The sequence below is a fragment of the Aureispira anguillae genome (genome assembly GCF_026000115.1).
GTDB classification, from domain to species: domain Bacteria; phylum Bacteroidota; class Bacteroidia; order Chitinophagales; family Saprospiraceae; genus Aureispira; species Aureispira anguillae.
Window position 1 is genome coordinate 868,211 of record NZ_AP026867.1, and the last position, 22,044, is coordinate 890,254.

15 protein-coding genes are annotated in these 22,044 nt (G+C 37.1%); 12 read left to right on the forward strand and 3 right to left on the reverse strand.

The annotated features are described in order from the left end of the window. Together AsAng_RS03135 and AsAng_RS03140 are read left to right on the forward strand one after the other, a co-directional pair. Entirely contained in the window at positions 1–1,485 is a 1,485-nt protein-coding gene (locus AsAng_RS03135) for a hypothetical protein (protein WP_264791326.1), read from the forward strand. A gap of 251 nt (positions 1,486–1,736) precedes the next feature. Then, positions 1,737–3,137: a T9SS type A sorting domain-containing protein gene (locus AsAng_RS03140; protein WP_264791327.1), complete on the forward strand. Its 1,401-nt coding sequence runs from the start codon at positions 1,737–1,739 to the stop codon at positions 3,135–3,137. A 152-nt stretch (positions 3,138–3,289) separates the two neighbouring features. On the opposite strand, the gene AsAng_RS03145 is transcribed toward AsAng_RS03140, so the two are convergent. Beyond that, positions 3,290–3,649: a cupin domain-containing protein gene (locus tag AsAng_RS03145; RefSeq protein WP_264791328.1), complete on the reverse strand. Its 360-nt coding sequence runs from the start codon at positions 3,647–3,649 to the stop codon at positions 3,290–3,292. A gap of 410 nt (positions 3,650–4,059) precedes the next feature. Here AsAng_RS03145 and AsAng_RS03150 point away from each other — a divergent pair, with 410 nt between their 5' ends. Further along, on the forward strand, positions 4,060–6,672 hold the full coding sequence (locus AsAng_RS03150) for an FAD-binding protein (RefSeq protein ID WP_264791329.1): 2,613 nt from the start codon (positions 4,060–4,062) through the stop codon (positions 6,670–6,672). Positions 6,673–6,674: 2 nt separating this feature from the next. Continuing rightward, entirely contained in the window at positions 6,675–7,766 is a 1,092-nt protein-coding gene (locus tag AsAng_RS03155; protein WP_264791330.1) for a hypothetical protein, read from the forward strand. A 35-nt stretch (positions 7,767–7,801) separates the two neighbouring features. Here the strand turns inward: AsAng_RS03155 and AsAng_RS03160 are convergent, their stop codons facing one another. Continuing rightward, complete coding sequence (locus tag AsAng_RS03160) at positions 7,802–9,289, reverse strand: hypothetical protein (RefSeq protein WP_264791331.1); 1,488 nt, start codon at positions 9,287–9,289, stop codon at positions 7,802–7,804. Positions 9,290–9,519: 230 nt separating this feature from the next. Then, positions 9,520–10,605 carry a serine hydrolase domain-containing protein gene (locus AsAng_RS03165; RefSeq protein WP_264791332.1) on the reverse strand — a complete coding sequence of 362 codons (1,086 nt, stop codon included), beginning with the start codon at positions 10,603–10,605 and terminating at the stop codon, positions 9,520–9,522. 278 nt (positions 10,606–10,883) lie between these two features. Between AsAng_RS03165 and AsAng_RS03170 the strand changes: the two genes are divergently transcribed. From AsAng_RS03170 to AsAng_RS03205, 8 genes are all read left to right on the forward strand, one after another. Beyond that, positions 10,884–13,640 (forward strand): hypothetical protein, encoded by a 2,757-nt coding sequence (locus AsAng_RS03170; protein ID WP_264791333.1) that lies wholly within the window; start codon positions 10,884–10,886, stop codon positions 13,638–13,640. A 125-nt stretch (positions 13,641–13,765) separates the two neighbouring features. Then, complete coding sequence (locus AsAng_RS03175; protein ID WP_264791334.1) at positions 13,766–14,716, forward strand: endonuclease/exonuclease/phosphatase family protein; 951 nt, start codon at positions 13,766–13,768, stop codon at positions 14,714–14,716. 181 nt (positions 14,717–14,897) lie between these two features. Further along, positions 14,898–16,061 (forward strand): formylglycine-generating enzyme family protein, encoded by a 1,164-nt coding sequence (locus tag AsAng_RS03180; protein ID WP_264791335.1) that lies wholly within the window; start codon positions 14,898–14,900, stop codon positions 16,059–16,061. 303 nt (positions 16,062–16,364) lie between these two features. Then, entirely contained in the window at positions 16,365–16,928 is a 564-nt protein-coding gene (locus AsAng_RS03185; RefSeq protein ID WP_264791336.1) for a TetR/AcrR family transcriptional regulator, read from the forward strand. A gap of 1 nt (position 16,929) precedes the next feature. Continuing rightward, positions 16,930–17,805 carry an alpha/beta hydrolase family protein gene (locus AsAng_RS03190; protein WP_264791337.1) on the forward strand — a complete coding sequence of 292 codons (876 nt, stop codon included), beginning with the start codon at positions 16,930–16,932 and terminating at the stop codon, positions 17,803–17,805. Positions 17,806–17,971: 166 nt separating this feature from the next. Next, a complete protein-coding gene (locus AsAng_RS03195; protein WP_264791338.1) occupies positions 17,972–20,380 on the forward strand; it encodes a 3-hydroxyacyl-CoA dehydrogenase/enoyl-CoA hydratase family protein in 2,409 nt (802 codons plus the stop codon). 50 nt (positions 20,381–20,430) lie between these two features. Then, positions 20,431–20,799, forward strand: coding sequence for a four helix bundle protein (locus tag AsAng_RS03200; RefSeq protein WP_264791339.1), 369 nt, complete (start codon positions 20,431–20,433; stop codon positions 20,797–20,799). 65 nt (positions 20,800–20,864) lie between these two features. Further along, positions 20,865–22,034 (forward strand): thiolase family protein, encoded by a 1,170-nt coding sequence (locus AsAng_RS03205; protein WP_264791340.1) that lies wholly within the window; start codon positions 20,865–20,867, stop codon positions 22,032–22,034. Positions 22,035–22,044: the final 10 nt, after the last annotated feature.

The window sequence follows — 22,044 nt, forward strand, 5'->3', positions numbered from 1 at the left end:
ATGAAAAAGGATAGTCTTTATATGCTTATTGAGGGAATGACAAAACAAGAAAAAATTTTTTTTAACCGTTTTGCTCAAATTGCCAACAATAAAAAAAATAAGCACTATCTGACCTTGTTTAAACTAATCGAAAAGCAATTAAAGAAGAACAAAGCAATTGATGAAGAACAGCTAAAAAAGAAATTCCCTTATTTGTCGGTAGAAAAGCGATACTTGATGAATATTTTGATCAAATCGCTTACTGCTTTTCACGAAAATGATGAAGGGTTTTATGCTGTTAAGACATTAATTAAGCAGATTTATATATTGGTTGATAAAGGTATTTATCTAGAAGCTCAAAAATTACATGCCAAAGCGGTGAAAATCGCAGAACGATATAATCTATTTGAAGATTTAATGAGTTTAAACAATATAAGGGTAGCGTTAAGGGGGCATAGAGATATTTTATCAGATCTAAATATAATGAAAGCGATTATTGACGACCAAAACAAGAAAATAGGGCAGCTTCTTAACTATGACCAGTATCGCTTGTATATGTATCAACTTCAGGATTGGATTCGTACAAATGGTTATATCGATACTCCTCAAAAAGAAGCAGAATTTAATCAATTGATCGCTTCTCCTCTAATTGACAATATTAGTGAAGCAAAATCAGATAGAGCTATAGAGCTTTTTTACAATGCTAGAATCTATATCTGGGGATTGCAGTATAATTTTAGAAAAAAGTACGAAGAGTTTCAACAGCGGATTGCTTTTATGAAGGAGCACCCTCATCTGTATAGCCCCTACAATAAAATTATTTTTACCAACAACTATTTAATGTGTTGTATTCGGGTGGGGGCAATAGAAGAATGCGAAGAACAGCTTTTAGTTTTGGAGGAATATATCCAACAATACCCCTTAAGTTTGGAGCGGGTTATGGTCTGTTTATATACTAGAAAGTTAGAATTTTATTCTCATATCGGAGCGTTTGAAAAAAATAGAGCTTGGCTATTGGAGGTAGAAAAAGGACTGTATTTGTGTCAAAACCTTACTCCTTTGCAAAGTGAGTACCTTTATTTGTATTTGGGAAGAGCTTATATGGAATTGGGAGACTATGAAAAAGCATTGGAGCACTTGTATAAAGTAGGAGCGTTTAAAATTTTTGACAAAACCTCTGTTACCTATTCGGCGGCAAAATTATTAGTTCTTATCTGTTACTATGAATTAGGTTGGTACTCCAATTTAGAATCTGCACTCATCTCTTTTTATCGGCAAATTCGAAAAGCCAAGGTGCAATATAAACTCTATGAATCTTTGCTTAAGTATTTAAAGTTGGGCATTGCGAATAGGGATTTGACCAATAAAAATACACTCTATTTTTTCTCTTCAGAATGGGAAAATATTAGCCCTGATTCTAGAGAAAGTATACCTTTTCAATTTTTTCATTATAAAAAATGGCTGAGAAGTAAAATCGAAAATAAGCCACTTGATACCTATTTTTAAAGAAGTAATTGGGGTTAGCCCAATGCTTGGAGGGGTATGTAACGCTTTTTTCCAGAAGATAATTAATATTTTTTTAGTTTTGATGTTAATTTGTTGTTTATTAGTTTGTTGTGTATGATTTTTGTAGTGTTCTTTTTTTCAAAAAGAAAGTTGTTTTTATTAATTCTGCCTTAAAAAAGGCTTGCAAAATAAGTTGGATTGCTCTAGTTTTAGCTTCTCATAAATTTCTTATCCCCTACAATAGAAAAGCTATGGCATCTTATTATTTTACATGTTGTTTTTTATTCCTTACGTTGTCTCTAAATGCTCAAACGGTTAATATTTTTATTCATAGTAGTTTTTCAGGGTTTCCTGATGCTACGGCAATTAATACAACTTATACCAATATAGGCTTCTCTAGTGTGAACATTACATCAAGTGTTGTTGATGCTACGCTCACCACTGCTAATTACCAAGTTGCTTATATTGTAGAATATTATAATTATAGTACAGCGTCTCCTGTTTTTCTAACCAACACACAACGCCAAGTTCTAGAAGATTTTATTAGCGATGGCGGTCATGTGGTCTGGATTGCTGAAAGTATCGATAACTATATATCTAGTTCTGTTACTCCTCCTGTAAATGCCAATGCAATTACGACCATTAACTCCATTTACGGAACAAGCTTAAGTTATGGACCATTCTTTAATAATGGGGGAATGGGATCTCCTAATATGCCTAGAATTCACCCCAGTTCAGGACCAGGAGGCTTGTCTCAACAAACTTCTGTCTTATCATCGGGTAGTTATGCTACTTTGCTCAATGTTCCAGCAGAAAGCAAGGTCTATACTTCTGATTTTTTTGATAATTTCACTTTTTTTGATGCCTGCACGCATACGACGCTTGCTCTGTTTCCTGCCTACCCAACAGCGACAGATGGAACGGTTATTATTAGTACAGAATTAGGCTTACCATTCCATAGCACATCAACAGGACCTTTTGGTGGGCCACCCTTTGTTTTTAATACAGGTTTAGACGATGGCATTGCCAATTTACACTTTAGGTTGCTTACCAATACCAGCATGACAACCATCAACAGTTGGGCTAATATTGCTACGAATACCAATCCTAACTGCCCGCCTACAACCCTGTTGCCATTAAATTTTCTATTGAATTTTGATGTTGTAACGACTCAAAAACAAGCAGTTCGACTAAATTGGACGATAAAAAATGAGCATACAATTCAGTTGTTTACAGTAGAGCATTCTCCAAATGGAATAGATTGGACACCTATAAATACTCAATTGGTAACAGACCTTGAGCATTACAACGCATTAGATCAGGATCCCTTCTTGGGTATTTCTTATTATCGATTAAAATTAGTAAGCCATAATGAGGACATTTATTATTCTGCAATCAAAGCGATAAATCTAGAACAAGAAAATGGCTCAAAATTGTTGCTTTATCCCCAGCCTGTATTAACTACGCTTACGGTTGAAAATGCTGTATTAACGCCCCAAAATTGGAGCTTGTGGACGATGACAGGAAAAGAAATTCCCTTATTGTTTTTAGATCAAAGAAAAAATAGCGTTGTCATAGACTTTTCTCATTTAAGTGCAGGAGTATATTTCTTAAAAACTAGTTTTGGAACTAAAAAAATACACAAACATTAAACGTGTTACATCATAACTTATTAAATGGAGGACCAATTAATTAGTGATTTGTTAGGGCATATAGATTCCCCCATTTGTTGAGAGTGCCGTTCTTTGAAACGAATGGCACTCCTTTTATGTTTTATGGAAAACATTGTAGTGTTTGCTGTAAGCTAAAAAATATCTTCTTCATCTTCTTGCCAATAAGGTTCTACAATGCACAAAAATACCAAATCTATATCGCCTGTATTTTTGATATATTGGGACGCATTGGCAGGCACTAAAAAAACATCATCTTTACCCACCTCCAATGAGGTATCATCAATATACATTTCGCCTTTTCCCTCCAAAATATAGTAGGTTTCTGAACTTTTGAGTCGATGGGGTAAAGAGGCTTTTCCAACCTCTACTTTGGCATGTGCTAGGCTATAACCGATCTTTAAATGATCCTGTAGAGGGTGCATAAGCTCTCGTAGTTTGGTATGATCGCCTGCTACAAATTCTGGTGCTTGTGCTAATTTTTTGTGAAACATAAAAGTAGTATTTTTTTTAATTTAGGAATTAAAATAGAACGATTAAGAGGGCACATATGTTATTTTTAATCAATGAATGTTCCATAAATGCTTTCTTTTTGTTAGCTTTATTTTTAGTTAATACTCCGCTTATTTAACGGCGTTGCTTTGTTAGTTAGTTGCACTCCTGAGCTAGCAAGTTAGGTTGTTAGAGGTTTTAACAAAAAATATAAAAAGCGCTTTGTATTTAGTTGATAATCCATGTTTTAGTGTTTTGGTTTGCAAAAGCCTAATTCCATTTAATGCGGTTTTTAGCGGAGTAATGTTTAGTGTTAAAATGAGGTTATTCCTATAGTTAATCATTCACCTTTTATTTTAGAACACTGAAAAATAGAGTGCTTTCTCAAACTACTAATTAATAAAAGCCCTTAATGAAACCAAAAAAAATCCAACAAAAATTGCCCGTTAGTTACTTGATGTTTACTTACTGGGGGCGAATCAATAGATTGACCTATTGGCATGCTACGCTATTTATTTGGCTTGCATTTTATGTGTTGTACAATCTTATTGAATATGTGTTTGGGACAGCAGCCACTATTGTTTTATACCCTTTTCTGTTTTGGACGTTACTGGCAACGGCTAGTAAACGGCTGCACGATGTTGGAAAATCTGCTTATGCGATTGGGTGGATTGTCGTACCAATTGTAGGGCCGCTTTGGTTAGTATACCAACTGGGATTTAGAAAAGGAACCGTAGCGACCAATTCGTATGGAAATAATCCAAGGTTTGCCGATGATTATTTACAGGTGACCGATGAAAAGGAAATCCATCATCTAAAGACAAAGGAGCGCATCATCAATGATGTAACCACCTTAAATCCTATTATTGTTGCCCAAGTAAAAGTTCCCAAAACAATACAAGAAGTTCAACAGATTATCCAGCAAACAACGGGAACGATTTCTATCGGAGGGGGGCGTTTTAGTATGGGAGGACAAACCGCAAGTACCCAAAGTACTCATTTGGATATGCGACAACTCAATCAAGTTGTTGCTTTTTCTAAAGAACATAAGACGATAACAATACAGAGTGGAGCACGTTGGTGCGATTTGCAAGCTTATGTAGATGCCCATGATTTGAGTGTTATGATTATGCAAACCTATGCCAATTTTACGGTAGGAGGTTCTGTAAGTGTAAATGTACATGGTCGATACATGGGCTTAGGGCCTATTATTTTATCCATTTTATCGGTTGATGTTGTTTTGGCAGATGGTCGCTTGGTACATGCTAGTAGAACGGAGCAAGCCGATTTATTTTTTGGAATTGTTGGTGGTTATGGAGGATTGGGAGTATTGGTGCAGGTTGAATTTTCTCTGGCAGATAATATTCCAGTCAAACGAATTCACCAAAAGATGGATCGTAGTGAATACTGGGCATTTTTTGATAAACAGATACGTTTTAATCAAGAGGCGGTTTTTCACAATGCAGATATGTATTTGCCATCTATCCAGAAAATTAATGCCGTTACTTGGGTCAAAACAGACGAACAGCCCAATGTAAAACATCGATTGATGCCTTTAAAGGCTTCTTATCCTTTGGAGCGTTATTTTTTTTGGATGACTTCAGAGTCGCCCTTTGGAAAGTGGCGAAGGGAACACATTATTGAGCCCTTGTTTTATAGAAATAAACGAATTCATTGGAGAAATTATGAGGCAGGTTACGATGTGGCAGAGTTGGAGCCCAAATCAAGAAAGAATAAAACCTACGTATTGTTAGAATACTTTGTTCCTGTGGCAAAATTTGATGCCTTTTCAGTAACCATGAATGAAATCTTTTTGCGGCATAACGTAAATGTAATCAATATTTCTATCCGACATGCTATTCCTGATACAGGAGCCTATTTGGCTTGGGCGAGAGAAGAGGTGTTTGCTTTTGTTGTCTATTACAAACAAGGAACAAGCCCTGCTGCAAAAGGAGGGGTAGCTGTTTGGAACCGAGAATTAGTAGATGCGGTTATTGCAGTAGGAGGAACTTATTATTTGCCCTATCAAGCCCATGCAACCAAGGAACAATTCTTAAAAGCTTATCCCAATGCGCCTCAATTATTTGCTTTAAAAACTCAATTAGATCCTGATTTTAGATTTAGAAATGTCATTTGGGATCATTATTATCAGCCTAAAAAAGAACCAACAATGCCAACCAATAGTGAATTTCAACAAGTGTTTTCAGATACAAAACAAAGAGATGCCTTTTTTCATTTTTTGCAAGTGGTATACAATCTTTATCCAGAAGAAAAATTTCACCATCTAATTGTAGAGGCTTGTAAGGAAGAGACATCTGACCAAGCTATTTACAAATGGGTACAAAGTCGTTTGCCTAGTATTAAGCCATTTTTGGCAGATTTGCGGTATGGATTGCCTGCGCTCAAGAAGCAAAAACAAGAAATGTCAAGGCAAACCTTGGAATTATTGGATGGGCAAAAAACAATTGATGGTTATATAGAAATCGGAGCCCCTGCACGTTATGTTTCGGATTTAAGGAAGCATATAAACCTAAAAGGGGATTGTTACATTATTCATGATAGTGAGCCAGATTACTCGATTCCGTCTATGCTAGAGCGGGGACAAATTAGAAAATTAGGAAAATACATTCCTTTAGACTATAAACCAATTGATCCTGCTGTTGTTGCCAACGAAAGTATTGATGTGGTGACCTGTTTTATTGGCTTGCATCATTGTCCAATCGATCAACTAGTGCCTTTTGTCCAATCGATTCATAGAGTTTTACGCAAAGGAGGAAAATTTATACTTAGAGATCACGATGCTGGAAACGAGCAAATGGCAACCTTCTGTTCTTTGGTGCATACTGTATTTAATTTAGGGCTGAATGAAAGTTGGGAGTTTGACCAAGCCGAGTTCAGAAATTTTAAATCTATAGAAGAGTGGTGTAGCTTTATAAGTAGCGTAGGATTTAGAGATGCGGGTAAGAGAATCTTGCAACACAAGGACCCTTCTGATAATACATTGGTCTCATTGATAAAAGAATAGCCATGAATCGATTAAGACTATTTATTGTTGTATTAGCGTTGATTGCAGGCTGTATTCACTATGCCAAAGAACAACGTATGCCATCTACCTACCCAGAAGGGGAAGGCTTGCTTATTGATAAAGCATGGTTAAAAAGTACTGAAAAATCAATTGTACCTGCTCCAAATAAGAGAGCCGCAGACAATACATTTTGGGTATATCCCGAATGGTATTTAGTGCATAGTCCTGCTGAGCAAGCCGATTATTTCAAGCATCACACAGCCACAACTTTATCTTATGTAACCCATCACGAACAGTTTTGGGACAGTTACCGTATTCTATCAGAGCAGATGGAAGGCAATTTTAAGTTAAATAGTGAGTATCAAACCATGGTGATGGTAATTGGATGGAGTACATCGACCGAATACTTAATGAAAGCTTGGTATGAGAAAGTTATTGGACGAATGACAGATACAGGAGTACCCCTCACAGAAGAAGATCAATTTAATGCAAAATACATGCAGGATTATGTTGATTTTATTCGAAAAGAACCTTGGTTTAATTTTGATTATTGGAACCAACTTCAACGTTTATGGACAAGCACTGCTTGGTTTGGAGCCAACTTTTTTCGGAAGTGGGAACGAAAATATGTTCTAACATCTGAATTTTTGTTCAAAGCAGCTTATGGCAAATTGATGAAAATGGGGTCAGAATCTGTTTTTGGGGAGGAGTTGCTAACAACCGTTGTGGTGACGGATCAACTGCCTCAAAATTTAGATGCCAATACTCAACTCATAGAGCAGTTGCCAAATGGTTCGGCAATTGTTAGTTTGCCTCGTTATGCGGCATTTGTTCCAGCTATAACCACTTTGGCAAAACAAGGGATTCAAGTAACCGAAATTGCAGGAAATCGCAGCGCTATTTTGGTAAGTGTTTTAGCTGAAAATGATTTTGATTTTGCATTAGAGCATTGTCAAGTGCTATTTCGACAGCCCATCACCTCTAAAGAAAATGAACAGCGCATTGTTTTTGTAACGCCTGTACCACAACTTTGCAATACACTCAATACCTTAACCCAAAACAAGATTAAGGTAGAGCATATTTATGATTTTTAAGGCTAGTTACAAGCGTTAATTTTTAGAAGAATGGATTAAAAACGTTTATAGTGCTTAGATTTACTTTGATGAATAAGCTTAATCGCATTCTTTTCTATTTTAAAATATTGAGAACCCACTTTGAATGCTTCGCCATCTTCTTTGTTGGCTAAGTCTGTAATATCATCGTCAATAGTGTGAATAGAGCCTTTGGTATAACGAGCCAAATAAATATAATCTAGATTAACCACATCCCCTTTGGCAATGCCACAAACAACTACCCGTACAGGTTTGCCCAATTTCATTAATCTAGGAATCAAGCGGAAATCTCTAACTCTAGAAAAATTGTCAGCAATTAGAACCACCCCTTTGCAATTAGGGAATTTTTTTATCCCATAAAGAATAGCCTCAATGTCGTTTTCAGAGGCTTTGCCCCCTTGTCCATTTCGCATAGCTTCAAAAGCCATTTCCTCGATTTCTTTTACATTGTCGGCACTGGTATAATAGCAACCACCAGAGTAACCCAAAGGACCATCAGGCTGGTCGTCTCCATCGTTAAAAAAGACAAACTTTTCGGTTGTGTTTTTTTGTATATGCCCCTTTAAGAAAAGTAAAGTTTGAGTAAGATAAGGATGCATACTGCCTGTTACGTCTTGTACCACAACATGATCTTCCCACCTTCCTAATGTTCGATTCATAACAGCATAAACCACAGAGTCTGAAGTGATTTCAGCGATAACTTTTTCAGGTTCAGGAGCGGCATCTAAATCGGGAACTTCACGCTCTGTAACGGTCATGATTTCTTCATACTTGGTTCGGTATTCTTTAGGGCGTTTAGGACCTTTGGTTTTAAATTTTTTGCCTTTTTTGCGTTTGTTTTTATTTTTAGCCAAGTACATTCCTGTCCAAAATCGTTTTTTCTTTTTGGTATAAGTCGTATCTAAAACAATTTTGGTCGCTGTTGATTTATTGAGCAAGGTTTTGATTTTAGCTACTTCCTCATTGGTTTCCAATGTTCGAGTTTCTGGCTCATCCACCCGTAAATCCATGGCTGTTCCAATCGTAATTCCATTTTTGGTCGTTACTCGATGAGGTTTGAGATAAATCACAAAACCATGAAAATAAGTTTGCGCTTCACCATAATCCATGGTTCCGTTTTGCGCCATCAAATTCCAGTCAATTAAGTTGTTGTTAAAGGCTTGTGGAAAGAATTTTTGGAACATCTCATAACGCTCTTTATTGAGTTTGACTTGATCAAAAGTCTTACTTCTTCTAAAAACAGTATAAACCAAGTCAATTCGTTCTATTAGCGTATCTCGCAAGGTATGAAATAAGGCTTTGTCCTCTTCTGTAAATAAGAATTTAGAATAGTTCATGGGCAGATAAATAATGTATTTACTCTGTCGTGAAGTATCGTATTGAGGGAGTTCAAATTCTTTTGCCTTAGATAGCAACTCAGGAGTAACAACAATGCTATCCATTTCCTGGCTGTGTGCAAATTGTCCAATGAACAATAATAGGAATATAAGCGCCTTAATCTTCATAACCGTTTTAATTTTTAGGGAGCAAGGTACATAAGATTTTAGGAAATTATGCACGTTTAAAATGATTATTTTGCAATTTGCTTGTGCCTCTTGCTCCGCAGATGATTCCAATAAATTTAATTAAGGAACTGCTATCCAGTTTTTGGGGAACAGCGAAAAGACCTATCCCTGCGTTATAAGAGTAGGCAGGCATGCTAAACCATAAAACCGCCCTTTTAACTAGTAGACCTTTATCTACTAGTTTTTTCTTTTGGGGAAACATCAGCGATCTTTTTCATCCATTCAAAAGCTAAACGATCTATATTGCCCGTCTGAGAATGAAAAGCAGATACATTGGATAGAATGACAATCCCTTTTTGATTGGGAACATCCATTATCATAGAGGAGGTATAGCCTCCAGTGCCCCCATTGTGCCAATGGTAGTTTGCCCCACTTTTAGCGTGGATGATATGCCAACCCAATGCAATATCCATCTTTTCTCCAATCGTATGAGTTTTGGTTTGTTGCAAGGCAAAAACTTTGTTTTTTATTTCAAAATTGGCTCGTACAAATTTAGACAAATCACGTACAGACGAAAGAATATTGCCAGCAGGAGCTAAAACTTCTAAATCCCAATTACTAGTAACAGAACCAGTCGGATCAAGTCCTTTGATGAACGTACCTTTGACAGAATCTCTGAGTGTTGTAGAATGGTTCATTTGGAGCGGCTCAAATACGATTGTTTGCAATAAATCTTCGTAAGACTGCTTCGTTTTTTGGCATAAAGCATAACCCAATAAACCTGCACCCAAGTTCGAGTAAGCATACTGCTCCCCGATGGCTGAACTTAGTGTAAGTTCTTTGGCACAATATTCTTTTAATTTTTGAGCATTATAACCTTTGTATGGGTTATCGGGATTGTTTGCCATCATGGCGAATAGATTGTCGGGAAGGCGAGGCAAACCAGCAGTGTGGTTAGCCAGTGTTTTGAACGTTATTTTGGGTCTGCCTTTTAACTTAAAGGGGAGTGATTTTTTGATCGTTTGTTCTAATTTGATTTTACCTTTAACGACTTGGTCTGCCAACAGAGTTGACGTAAAAACTTTGGTAATAGAACCAATTTCAAAAATAGAGTTTTTGTTTTCTTTGGGTTCAAAACCCGTTTCTTTTTTGATAAAGCCATAAAAGGTAATTTGTTCTCCATTAATCACCGCAATAGAAAGCTCTGTATAGGTGGGAAAATTGCTGCCATATTTTTTAACGAATTCTAATGGCGATTGAGCTGTACTTATTTTGAAAAAGAATAAGGGGAATAAAAACACTAAAAGATACTTCATAATGCAGTTGATTGAGTTCGTAATTGATGTCGTGTAAATTAAGCTTGTTTTTGAAGGATTGGTTCCTTCCTAGGAGGAGAACTTTTTGAAAAGCTAGGGGATTAGAATAGATATTTATACCATTTTTTTGTTTTAACTAAAAAGTTGATTTTTTATTTTATTCTAATAATTGGCAACTTTTTTGCTTATCATGTGGGCACTTCCCCTTAACTCAAAAAGATATTTAATCGTCCTATTAGGTAGCTGCTGGCTACTTAATGTTAACAAAATGAAAATTCATGCGAATAAAAATGTTGCTTAATCAGTTGTTGCCTCAAACTAAAGAGTCAATTGGTTTTATTGCGTTCAAAGCTTTTTTTAAGAAAGAACTCAATCGATTAAGAAAAAGCAAAAAGCCAACCAACTGTTTCATTATTCACGATTTTGTTTATCCTGATAAGCCTGAAAAAAAATTGCCTATTGTTGTTTTTGGAAAGCCAGAGGGAGAATGGAAAAAATTTATGCTAGGCAATGAAGGAATTAAGAGAAAGCAACGAGATGCTGTTATCGGAACCTGTGAACTACTCGCAGGAAAAGAAGGGGAGACATTAGCATTTACCCTAAAAAAGGGAAAGGCTAGACCTAAAATGTTGACCCGAAAAATTAATAAATTTTTGATGCCCCAAGCAAAGGGATTTTGTATTGTTAATGGAGAACAACCAAATGAAAGGCTCTACGAAAAAGATTCCGATGTCGATACGGTTATAGAAGAATTGGACAAGAATAAATCCATGAAAACCTACCTGAAATTGGAGCGTGCTTATGGGAAAATACTTGCAATTGTAGCGGTTAAACCAGAAGCAGCAAGCATTAATATTTTAAAAATGTTAGAACAAATTGGAAGCTGGTATGAAGGGTATAAGCAGCTTCCTGAAAACATAAAAAATAAGCATCAAAAAGAATATGGTTTAATTGAAGAAATTGAACGTAAATTTGAAAAGCTACTCCACCAAGTTCAGGAATCAGAAACGCTAATAAAAGGAACCTTTGTAGAGGAAAACGATGAAGATTTGGAAGAGGTGGATGCAGCAGAGACTTCGATTGATAATTCGGAGGATTATAATGACTATGATGATGAGCAGCTAGGGAGTGATATGGGCTTGTTAAGCCAAGAAGAAGCGGTTGAGATTGGTCATAGCTTTGCAGAGACCAAACGGGAGTTAGCGGTCGTTGCTATTGAGTTGAAAAAACTCAAAACTAAGCGCAACTTATCCGCTAAAGAACAACAACAACTTCAGGACTTAACCGCAAAAGAGGCAGCATTGGCTCAGGAAAGAGCTCAGGAAACTCATAGCTTATTTGAATATTGGAAAAAAGAAATGGGCTGGGCTGCTAGTTCCCCAAGAGAGATTTTACAGCATTATGATAACAACTGGTTCAAGTTTAAAGAAGCATTGGCTTATTGGGATCAATCCAATCCTAAAGAAGATTTTTATTCAATTCAATTGGCCGCATTAGAGGAACTGTTGCATTACCGAAAAAAGGTAGTGGATCAACTGTTGGAAGAGACCAAGAAAGTGGTTTATCAACAAATAATGGCAAAGCCTACTGTTGATACCTTTGACCAAAAAGAAATCAAAGCTTTTGCTTTTGGTAGTACAACTCCAACCTCTGATTATGATGTAACCTTCCAAATTGATCGCTATCCTCAATATGAATATTTATGCGTTAAGTATTTTAACGATACTTTTGTGCAGCGATTTGGAGTTAATGCAGGGATGTTGTTTGATACCAATGTTTATACCACTGGTTTTATGCCCACCACGACAAAAGAGGGAACACAGGCTTATAAGGATAAATTGAATCCTTTTGGTAAAGTTTCGGAATTGCCTGCCAGCGAAAAATTAATCTTGGATAAGACTAGGCGCAAAAAAGGACAGATAGAACTGGCTTTGTCTTTGTCTGCGGTGCTGCAATATGTTACCACTAAAAAAGAAATACAGACCTTAAAAGGTGAAACGGTAAATGCTGTGATTGCTAATGTTAAAAAGCTAAAACCCCAACCCACCCATTGGGAAGGAAAAGAATGGGCTACGGCGGCGATCCAAAAAGAATTAATAAAGGTGGCAAGGGAAGATATGGTCGAAATTTTTAAATTGGCAGAGGGCTATGTCAAGAAGGTTGAAGAAGGGATTAAAGAAAAAGAAGTACAGTTGGCTGCTACTCAAAACTCAACCGTTGACCCTAAGCATTTAGAAGCGCAGGCGAAGGATTTATTGTATGTGGAAACGCTGGAAAAAGTATCTGTTCTACTAGAACAAATAGAAGCCAATAAACAGGAAATAGGAAAGGCTAAAGAGGCTGGTCTTGAGGTGCCTCAATTGTTTCAAGAACGGGCTCAATTTATATTGGACTTCAAAGAGGCACAAGGCAAGGCATTGATGTATGCCAATGAGGCTTATTTTAGTGGAGGACCTGCTTTGCATGTCGTAAAAGGAATGCAAGGAGGGGGAGCTATAAAATTAGGTCGTCAACAAAAAATGCAGTCCATGTTGATGAACATCGGTTATCAATTGCAACATTTTAACGAGCAAGCAGAGGAACATGGTTTGGGTAGAGCTGTCCTTGGAACCTCTAAGTATGGGCAACGGGTTGCCAATCTAACAGAGCGTTCTTCTAAGCAAGAGCAAGAAGTAAAAGAGAGCATCAGCGGAATTCATGGCAAGGCATCTACCAATATGGAAGATTTTATGAAAGGAGAACAAGCTGGTTTTAATTTAAATACATTTATGGCTTTAGAAGATCAAATTGTCTCTGATTATAAGAAAAATGATTTGGATTATCCTACACCTTCTAGTAAGGACAAAGGAGCAGAAGAGGCTGTAAAGGCTCATTTCCCGAATCAATCAAATGAAGAAATACAAGCCAGTATTTTGGCAACCTTTACTCGATCTGCTGCTAGGGTTTTTGGTCCTTATTATGTGGATAAATATCAAGAAAATGAAAAGCGCCGCCAAAAAGATGGGGCGTTGATTAGCCCTTTGACTTTTTGGTAGGAAGGGGCTAAAATAAAATTTATAAGGTAGGGAGCAAGAAATATTTCTTGCTCCCTATTGTTGTTTTGGTGGCTATTTTAATACCTTTAAAAAAGATAGAAATTCAACACTAAATCTACATTTTAATGAAAAATCGCTCCTTGTTAGTAATCGCTTTATTCCTCTTGGTGACTTACGTTATCTCTGCTCAAGAACAGCCCAAAGCGCTCAAAGTTGTTTGTTACAATACGCATTTATTTGGCGGAACCATCCCCGCATGGTTTGGAAAAACTTTTTATCTCGATAATAAAAGGCTAAAAATAATAGCGGAGCGACTGAAAGCTTCTAATGCAGATGTTATTGGACTTTCAGAGGTATGGGCAACGAAGAATAAATGTCGATTAGCCAAGGTCTTAGGGGAGGAGTATCGCTATCAATTTATTGATAAACGGTATTCAGGGCTAGTTTTATACAGCAAATATCCAATAGAAAATAAAGAGTTTATTCCATTTACAAATCTTTGTAAAGCAGATAAGTTGAGCAAAAAAGGCTTTTTATCTTGTAGAATTATTGTTCCTAATCAGGGGGCTGTGCATCTTATTATGACGCATCTACAAGCCGATTATGATAAGGATTATTACCAAACAAAAGAGGCTCGTACGGCTAATCTTTGGCAAATCCGAAGAAAAATTGCTGCTATTTGCGACAGTATTCCTGTCATCTGCATGGGGGATTTTAATGTGATTGGTGAATACGTTGAGACGGAATATGAAACAGAGGAATATCGAGCAATGAAAGAGGCATTTGAAGCCGTTCATTTGGTGGATGCTTTTAGAAGCCTTCATCCCAAAGAGGCAGGATATACTTATTCCAAAGAAAATTGTTTGATTAAGCGGTTCTATGCCAAAGAGGCAAATAGTCAATGGCGACTCGATTACATTTTTTGCAGCGGCGTCCACCACTTAAGCCCGCTTGAGGTAAAAGTATTGAGGGATTATCAGTTTCCAAAGGAAGAACAAGCTAAGTTGCCCAAAAAATACACGTGTTTTGAGCTATCCGACCATTACCCCTTGATGGCTACTTTTAAGTTTAAGTAATGAATCTTAAGAATTAAATCTTGTTTTTAGAGGATAAAAAGGATTATTGATTACTTTTTGAGTAAGAAGGTATTAATAAATATTATTTTAATGTTTACAATACAATGAACGAATGTTGCAGTTAAAAAATACCTTTGTTTTATTAATAGTTTTATGCTCTTTTTCCACTCTGTCTCAAACAATGATTCAGACTTCTTACTTGGAACGCAAATTAACTCCAAAGCAAATAGAAGGATATAAGCTTTTATTTATAGAAGGTGGCACATTTAATATGGGGCAAGGAGTCGATGAGGATATTTTACGTAGAGTTACTGTCAGTAGTTTTTATATTAGTGCTACAGAAGTGACTAATCTAGAGTACCGTGAATTCTTGACTTGGATTCAAGAATATCGCCCCCAAACGGCTCTTGATGATTTGCTGCCTGACCAAACAATTTGGCAGCGATATATAGGTGGAAACGTAGGAGATAAATTAGCCAAGGATTATTTTAATCTTCCAGCATTTGATTACTATCCTGTGGTAGGCGTTAGTTGGATTCAAGTTCAGTTATTTTTGGAGTGGAAAACCGATAGAACAAATGAACAGATTGCTATTGCTAATGGAGATTGGACACTAGCAATGCGGAAGAAATTTATCTTTTCTACAGATTCTTTTTTAAGGGATCTTTACCCCAATAAAAGTGAAACACCCCAGCAGAAGAAAGTTAAAAATTATATATTACCTTCTTATCGACTGCCTACTGAGGCGGAATGGGAGTTTGCGGCTTGGGCTTTATTGGGCAAACAAAACAGTACAGATCAAGAGGAACAAGGTATTCAATCCTATACTCATGTCCCGACTACTTCTACAAGACCTCGACATGCCATTTCATTTGTTAATCAATATCGTAAAAAGGTGATTAAACATACAAAGAAACACCCTGTTCCTGCTTATTATGACCACAATAAATACCAATTGCCTAAGCATGTCTTTGAAGGAGATATTAATCGTTATGGAATCTATAATATGAATGATAATGCTTCAGAATGGGTGGTAGATGCTTATCGTCCTATTTCTAAGGTGGTTCCAGATGTTTCAAGTAGTGATCTTAATCCAGTTATAAACTTAGATACGGTAAAAGAAGGGGAGATAAATGCGATTAGAGAATTTGACTATAAAAAGGTTGAAAAGCCTAGCTTGAATCCTGTTGAGATTGCTGCTATAAAAAGGGTTTATAAGGGCGCTAATGTTGCACAAGAAACAGGCAAAAGGGGACCTGGATATCGTTATTCGGAAAGAGCAAAAGGAGAATATACGACACTAATCGGATTTAGGTGCGCTATGACAAGAGTTTCACTTAAGTAGAATTGTTATAAATTTCTGTATTCATTTTTTTTTAGACAGTTGCTTATCTTAGATTTGATCGTGTACCAAATTCAGAGATAAGCAATTGTTTTTTTATTCAACAAAGAGACCAATTATTAAAAAAATAAGCAGAAGCAAATTGTGTATATAAAATACCAAACGAACGTTTGGTAGAAAAATGGCAAAAAATTTGGTTTTCAAACAACCGTTTGGTAAGTTTACTGTTGTTATGATTGAAACTTCTTTACTTTGCTGTTTTTAGAAGAGAAGGATTGGAGTAAGAATAAAATAGAGAAATAAAATATGCCAGTTCAAAAGACGACAAAAGACGAGATTATTGCAAAATCAATAGAAGTATTCCGAAAACAGGGGTATTACAAGACGTCTATGAGTGATTTGGCAGAAGCATGTGGCTTGCAAAAAGGGAGCTTTTATTATCATTTTAAAAGCAAGGAGGAGTTGATGCAAGCAGCTTTGCAGATGGTACATAGTTATTATACCAAAAAAGTATTTTCGATAGCGTATGAAAAGGACTTATCTGCTGAGGAACGTTTTGTGAAATTGTTTAAGAAACAAGAACCCATCATAACGCAAGATTTAGCAGGCTGTTTATTTGGTAATATGACCTTGGAAAGCATCAGTAATAAAATGGAGTTTAAGAATTTTCTAAAAGCCTTTTTTTCAGACTGGATTGCTGCTTTTCAGCATTTGTATCAAGAAAATCATACAGAAGAAGAAGCCCTAGTTTTAGCCAAACAAAGTGTCATGGAGATAGAAGGGGCTTTGATGATGATGCGTTTATACGATGATATGGATTTGTTAAAATCAGCATGTGTTCGGGTTTTAGAACGCCTAAAGAAGCAATAAAATGATTGATACCGTAGCACATTCAATACATACAGAAACAGGCAAAAGTCTAGGAGTGACGGCTTATGCAACTTCTGATGTGCCTCTTAAAGCTGTTTTGGTACTCTGTCCTGCAATGGGAGTAAAACAGTCGTTTTACAAAGATTTTGCAAGATTTATGGCAGCGAAAGGCTTGGCTACTTATACCTTTGATTATAATGGAATAGGGGCTTCAAGTAAGGGGGCAATTAAAGATTGTACAACGGATTTAAAAGAGTGGGCGAGCGATATAGAAAGAGTTGGAGAGTATGCAAAAAAAGAGCATAAAAACTTGCCTTTGTTTGCAGTTACCCATAGTGTTGGTGGGCAATTATTAGGCTTATCGGCCTCCGCAGGCAACTGGGATGCTATTGTGACCGTCGCTTCTCAAAGTTGTTATTGGAAGTATTGGTCAGGAATACATCGGTTGAGAATGTGGTTCTTTTTTCATGCTTTATTGCCTGGGCTGGCAAAGGTAGTTGGTTATTTTCCTGCTAAAAGGCTAGGTTTGTTCGAAAACTTACCCAAAGGGAGTGCTTTGCAATGGAGCAAATGGGCTAAACAGCCTTTGTATATGAGGGGAGAATTTCCTAAGGCACATTTCCAAGCAATAACTTGCCCTATTCATGCTTATAGCTTCTCAGATGATGAAGAGTTTGCCCCAAAATCTGCTGTGGATTGGTTGCATCAACAATTTAACAAAGCAACTGTTCAACGCTTTCATATCGCCCCCAAGGAAGTTAATCTTAATAAGATTGGGCACTTCAGCTTTTTTCGGGCATCCATGAAGCCCATTTTCTGGGATCGTGTCTATTCCTTTTTTGAAAAGGAATCAAACAAACGTTTGATAAAACTATAAATTATCGTAATATTAATGTAGTAATGAGAATAACAGAGTTAGGGATTAATTATATATTATAGTTGTTGTAAAACAGGCCTCGTACAAAGGCTTATTATGGCAACAGACCTAACTTAAGAGATAGAATTCCCTTTTTTAACAACCATTCTAAAATTATTAAACAAGGATGAGTAGAAGAATCAAAAAAGTAGCTGTATTGGGATCTGGAGTCATGGGCTCTGGAATTGCAGCACACTTTTCTAACATTGGTCTTGAAGTATTGTTGTTGGACATCGTACCATTTGACCTAAAGGAAGAAGAAAAAAATAATCCAGCAGCACGCAATAGAATTGTTAATGCTGCCCTAAAAGCTTGTATTAAAAACCGCAAACCTGTATCTGCATTTTATGATACTAAAACTGCGGCACAAATTACTACGGGTAACTTTACCGATGATTTTGAGAAAATTAGTGATTGCGACTGGATTATTGAAGTTGTTGTAGAGCGTTTAGACATTAAACAGCAAATCTTTGAGAAAGTAGATCAATATCGTAAGCCTGGTTCTTTGGTAACCTCCAATACTTCTGGGATTCCAATTCACATGATGTCAGAAGGACGCAGTGAGGATTTCCAAAAGAATTTCTGCGGAACGCACTTCTTTAATCCTCCTCGTATCTTGCGTTTGTTTGAGGTAATCCCAGGTCCTAAAACAGATCCAGCTGTATTGGATTTCTTTATGATGTATGCTGATCGTTATTTGGGTAAGCGTGCGGTAATGTGTAAAGACACTCCTGCATTTATTGCCAATCGAGTAGGGGTTTATGCAATGGCTAAGATTTTTCAATTGACCGAAGAATTAGAATTGCCAATTGAAGCTGTTGATAAATTGACAGGAGATGCGATTGGACGTCCTCGTACAGGAACCTTTGCTTTGGGCGATTTGGTAGGCTTGGATACTGCTGAGAAAGTAATCAAGGGAATTGTTAACAATTGCCCTAATGATGAACAAGCAAGTGCCTTTAAAATGCCAGCATATTTGAATTTTATGTTGGAAAACAAATTCTTAGGAAACAAGACTAAGAAAGGATTTTATGAGCGTACCAAAGAAAAAGATGCTAGTGGTCGTAAAATCAAACTAGGATTGAATCTAAAAACATTGGAATATGCACCTACACAGCGAGTAAAAATGCCCGTGCTAGATGCTGTTAAACAGGTCGATACGTTAAGAGGAAAAGTACGTACGTTCTGCAATGAAAAATACAGTGCAGACCCAGGTGCTCAATTGGTTAAGCGTTCTTTGGCTGGTTTGTTTGCTTATGTTTCTAACCGAATTCCTGAAATTGCAGACCACTTATATTCTATAGACGATGGCTTACGCTCAGGTTTTGCTTGGAAGGTAGGTCCTTTTGAGTACTGGGATATGGTAGGTATAAAAGAAGGAATTGCCATGGCTGAAGCAGATGGTCAATCTGTTGCACAATGGGTAAAAGATATGGTTGCTGCTGGGCATGAGAGCTTCTACAAGTTGGAAGACAATGTTCAAAAGTATTATGATATTGCTTCTCAGTCTTATCAAGTTGTTCCTGGAACAGAAGAGTTTATTATCTTGGACAATATCCGTTCTTCTTCTATTGTTTGGGAAAATTCGGATGCAGCCTTGCATGATATTGGCGATGGAGTACTTTGTTTTGAGTTCCGTTCTAAAATGAATTCATTGGGTGAAGGCGTTATTAGAGGGGTACATCAAGCCATTGAAATTGCCGAGGAAGGCGATTGGAAAGGTTTGGTAATTGGTAATAATGCAGAACATTTTTCTGTTGGTGCCAACTTGATGGCTATTGCTATGATGGCATACGAGCAAGATTGGGATGAGTTGAACATGGCAATTGACGTATTCCAAAAAACAAGCATGCGTATTCGTTACTCTTCTATTCCTGTTGTTATTGCTACACAAGGATATGTATTTGGTGGTGGTTGCGAATTCTCTATGCACTCTGATGCTGTTGTTGCTTCTGCGGAATCTTATATTGGTTTGGTTGAAGTTGGAGTTGGTCTGATTCCAGGTGGTGGTGGAACCAAAGAATTTGCTTTGCGTGCTAGCCAAGAATTTGGTCCTGGTGATGTTCAAATTCCTACCTTGATTGAAAAATTCAAAACGATTGCGATGGCTTCTGTTGCTACTTCTGCTGGTGAAGCATTCAAGCAAGGGTATTTGCGTCCAGGTATTGATCAAGTGAGTGTAAATGTATCTAGAACATTGGGCGAAGCCAAAAAGAAAGTATTGGAATTAGCGCCTAATTATACACAGCCTGCTCCTAAAAACGAAATCCTTGTCTTGGGTCGTGGCGGATTGGGTGCCTTATACGTTGCTGCCGAAAGCTTGAGATTGGGTAAATATGCCTCTGAACACGATATCTTGATTGCTAAAAAAGTTGCCTCAGTACTATGTGGTGGTGACTTAACAAGTGCACAAAAAGTATCTGAGCAGTATTTATTGGATATTGAACGCCAAGAATTCTTGAGCTTGTGTGGTGAACAAAAAACCTTGCAACGCATTCAGCATATGCTGGAGAAAAATAAACCACTTCGTAACTAGTAGTAAGTTGCAAGTCGTATGTGTTATGTTACTTGTGGTTTAATCAAAAAATGAAGCGAATGCAAAATAATTTTAGAGACTTAAAAATATGGAAGGTGGCAATGGATTTAGCCATTATAATTTACGACTTAACGGCTAAGTTGCCCAATACTGAAAAGTTTGGTTTAACTAGTCAGATGCGTAGAGCTGCTGTTTCTATATCCTCTAATATTGCAGAGGGTTCGGGGAGAGGATCATCTCCTCAATTCGCTCAATTTTTAGGATTTGCGCAAGGTTCTGCATTCGAATTAGAAACGCAATTGTTATTAGTTGAAAAAATGAAGTTATTGTCATCTGAAGAAATAAAGGAAGCGATGGATATGCTACATTATATTCAAAAGATGAATTTTAAATTGAAACAATCATTATCAAAAAAATAATCGTGAGGTTATGATAGAAAGACTTATGACTTTCTACTTATAACTTACGTCTAAAAAATAAAAAAATGGAAGCATATATTGTTGCAGGTTATCGTTCTGCAGTAGGAAGAGCCAAAAAAGGTGGTTTCCGTTTCTTCCGCTCAGACGATTTGGCGGTAGAAGTAGTTAAGTATTTGGCTGATAAAGTCGATTTTGATCCACACACAGTAGATGATGTTTTTGTGGGCTGTGCCAATCCAGAAGGAGAGCAAGGGCTACAAATTGGTCGTCAAATTTCACTGCGTGCATTGGGCAAGCCAGTTCCAGGGGTTACGGTTAACCGTTATTGTGCATCAGGATTGGAGACAATTTCGATGGCAGTGGCTAAAATTAAAGCAGGAATGGGACATTGTTATGTGGCAGGTGGAACAGAGAGCATGAGTTTGATCCCAATGACTGGATATAAGTTGTCTCCAAGTTATGAAGTAGGGTTGAATAACCCTGATTATATCGTGGGAATGGGCTTGACAGCAGAAGCAGTTGCCAATAAGTACGGCATTAGTCGTGAGGCACAAGATGAGTTCTCTTACAATTCTCATGTAAAAGCAGCAGCAGCTATTGATGCAGGGAGATTTAAAGATGAAATTGCTCCTGTTAATGTAAAGGAAGTAAAAGTAGTAAATGGTAAACGAGTAGAGAACGAATGGACGGTAGATACAGATGAAGGCGTTCGTAGAGAAACAACCGTTGCAGGGCTAGGAAAATTGCGTGCTGTATTTGCACAAGGTGGTTCTGTAACAGCTGGTAACTCTTCTCAAATGTCAGACGGAGCTGCTTTTGTTTTGGTAATGAGTGAGCAAATGGTTAAAGATTTGAATTTAACGCCAATTGCTCGTATGGTATCTTGTTCTGTAGCAGGGGTTGATCCATTGTATATGGGAATTGGTCCTTGTGCGGCTATCCCAAAAGCATTGAGCTATGCAGGTTTAAAATTATCTGATATCGATCAGATAGAATTAAATGAAGCATTTGCAGCGCAGTCTTTGGCTGTTATTCAAGAAGCAGGTCTAAATCCTGATATTGTCAATGTAAATGGTGGTGCAATTGCTTTGGGGCATCCACTAGGATGTACAGGAGCTAAATTGAGCATCCAATTGTTCAACGAAATGCGTAGACGCAACCAAAAATACGGTATGGTTACTGCTTGTGTAGGTGGTGGGCAAGGTATTGCTGGTATCTATGAGTTGTTGAACTAATATAGATTAA

Bases quoted from the DNA above. Each gene is read 5' to 3' on its own strand.
- AsAng_RS03135 (WP_264791326.1), top strand. From the start codon at position 1: ATGAAAAAGGATAGTCTTTATATGCTTATTGAGGGAATGACAAAACAA.
- AsAng_RS03140 (WP_264791327.1), top strand. From the start codon at position 1,737: ATGGCATCTTATTATTTTACATGTTGTTTTTTATTCCTTACGTTGTCT.
- AsAng_RS03145 (WP_264791328.1), bottom strand. From the start codon at position 3,649: ATGTTTCACAAAAAATTAGCACAAGCACCAGAATTTGTAGCAGGCGAT.
- AsAng_RS03150 (WP_264791329.1), top strand. From the start codon at position 4,060: ATGAAACCAAAAAAAATCCAACAAAAATTGCCCGTTAGTTACTTGATG.
- AsAng_RS03155 (WP_264791330.1), top strand. From the start codon at position 6,675: ATGAATCGATTAAGACTATTTATTGTTGTATTAGCGTTGATTGCAGGC.
- AsAng_RS03160 (WP_264791331.1), bottom strand. From the start codon at position 9,289: ATGAAGATTAAGGCGCTTATATTCCTATTATTGTTCATTGGACAATTT.
- AsAng_RS03165 (WP_264791332.1), bottom strand. From the start codon at position 10,605: ATGAAGTATCTTTTAGTGTTTTTATTCCCCTTATTCTTTTTCAAAATA.
- AsAng_RS03170 (WP_264791333.1), top strand. From the start codon at position 10,884: ATGCGAATAAAAATGTTGCTTAATCAGTTGTTGCCTCAAACTAAAGAG.
- AsAng_RS03175 (WP_264791334.1), top strand. From the start codon at position 13,766: ATGAAAAATCGCTCCTTGTTAGTAATCGCTTTATTCCTCTTGGTGACT.
- AsAng_RS03180 (WP_264791335.1), top strand. From the start codon at position 14,898: ATGATTCAGACTTCTTACTTGGAACGCAAATTAACTCCAAAGCAAATA.
- AsAng_RS03185 (WP_264791336.1), top strand. From the start codon at position 16,365: ATGCCAGTTCAAAAGACGACAAAAGACGAGATTATTGCAAAATCAATA.
- AsAng_RS03190 (WP_264791337.1), top strand. From the start codon at position 16,930: ATGATTGATACCGTAGCACATTCAATACATACAGAAACAGGCAAAAGT.
- AsAng_RS03195 (WP_264791338.1), top strand. From the start codon at position 17,972: ATGAGTAGAAGAATCAAAAAAGTAGCTGTATTGGGATCTGGAGTCATG.
- AsAng_RS03200 (WP_264791339.1), top strand. From the start codon at position 20,431: ATGAAGCGAATGCAAAATAATTTTAGAGACTTAAAAATATGGAAGGTG.
- AsAng_RS03205 (WP_264791340.1), top strand. From the start codon at position 20,865: ATGGAAGCATATATTGTTGCAGGTTATCGTTCTGCAGTAGGAAGAGCC.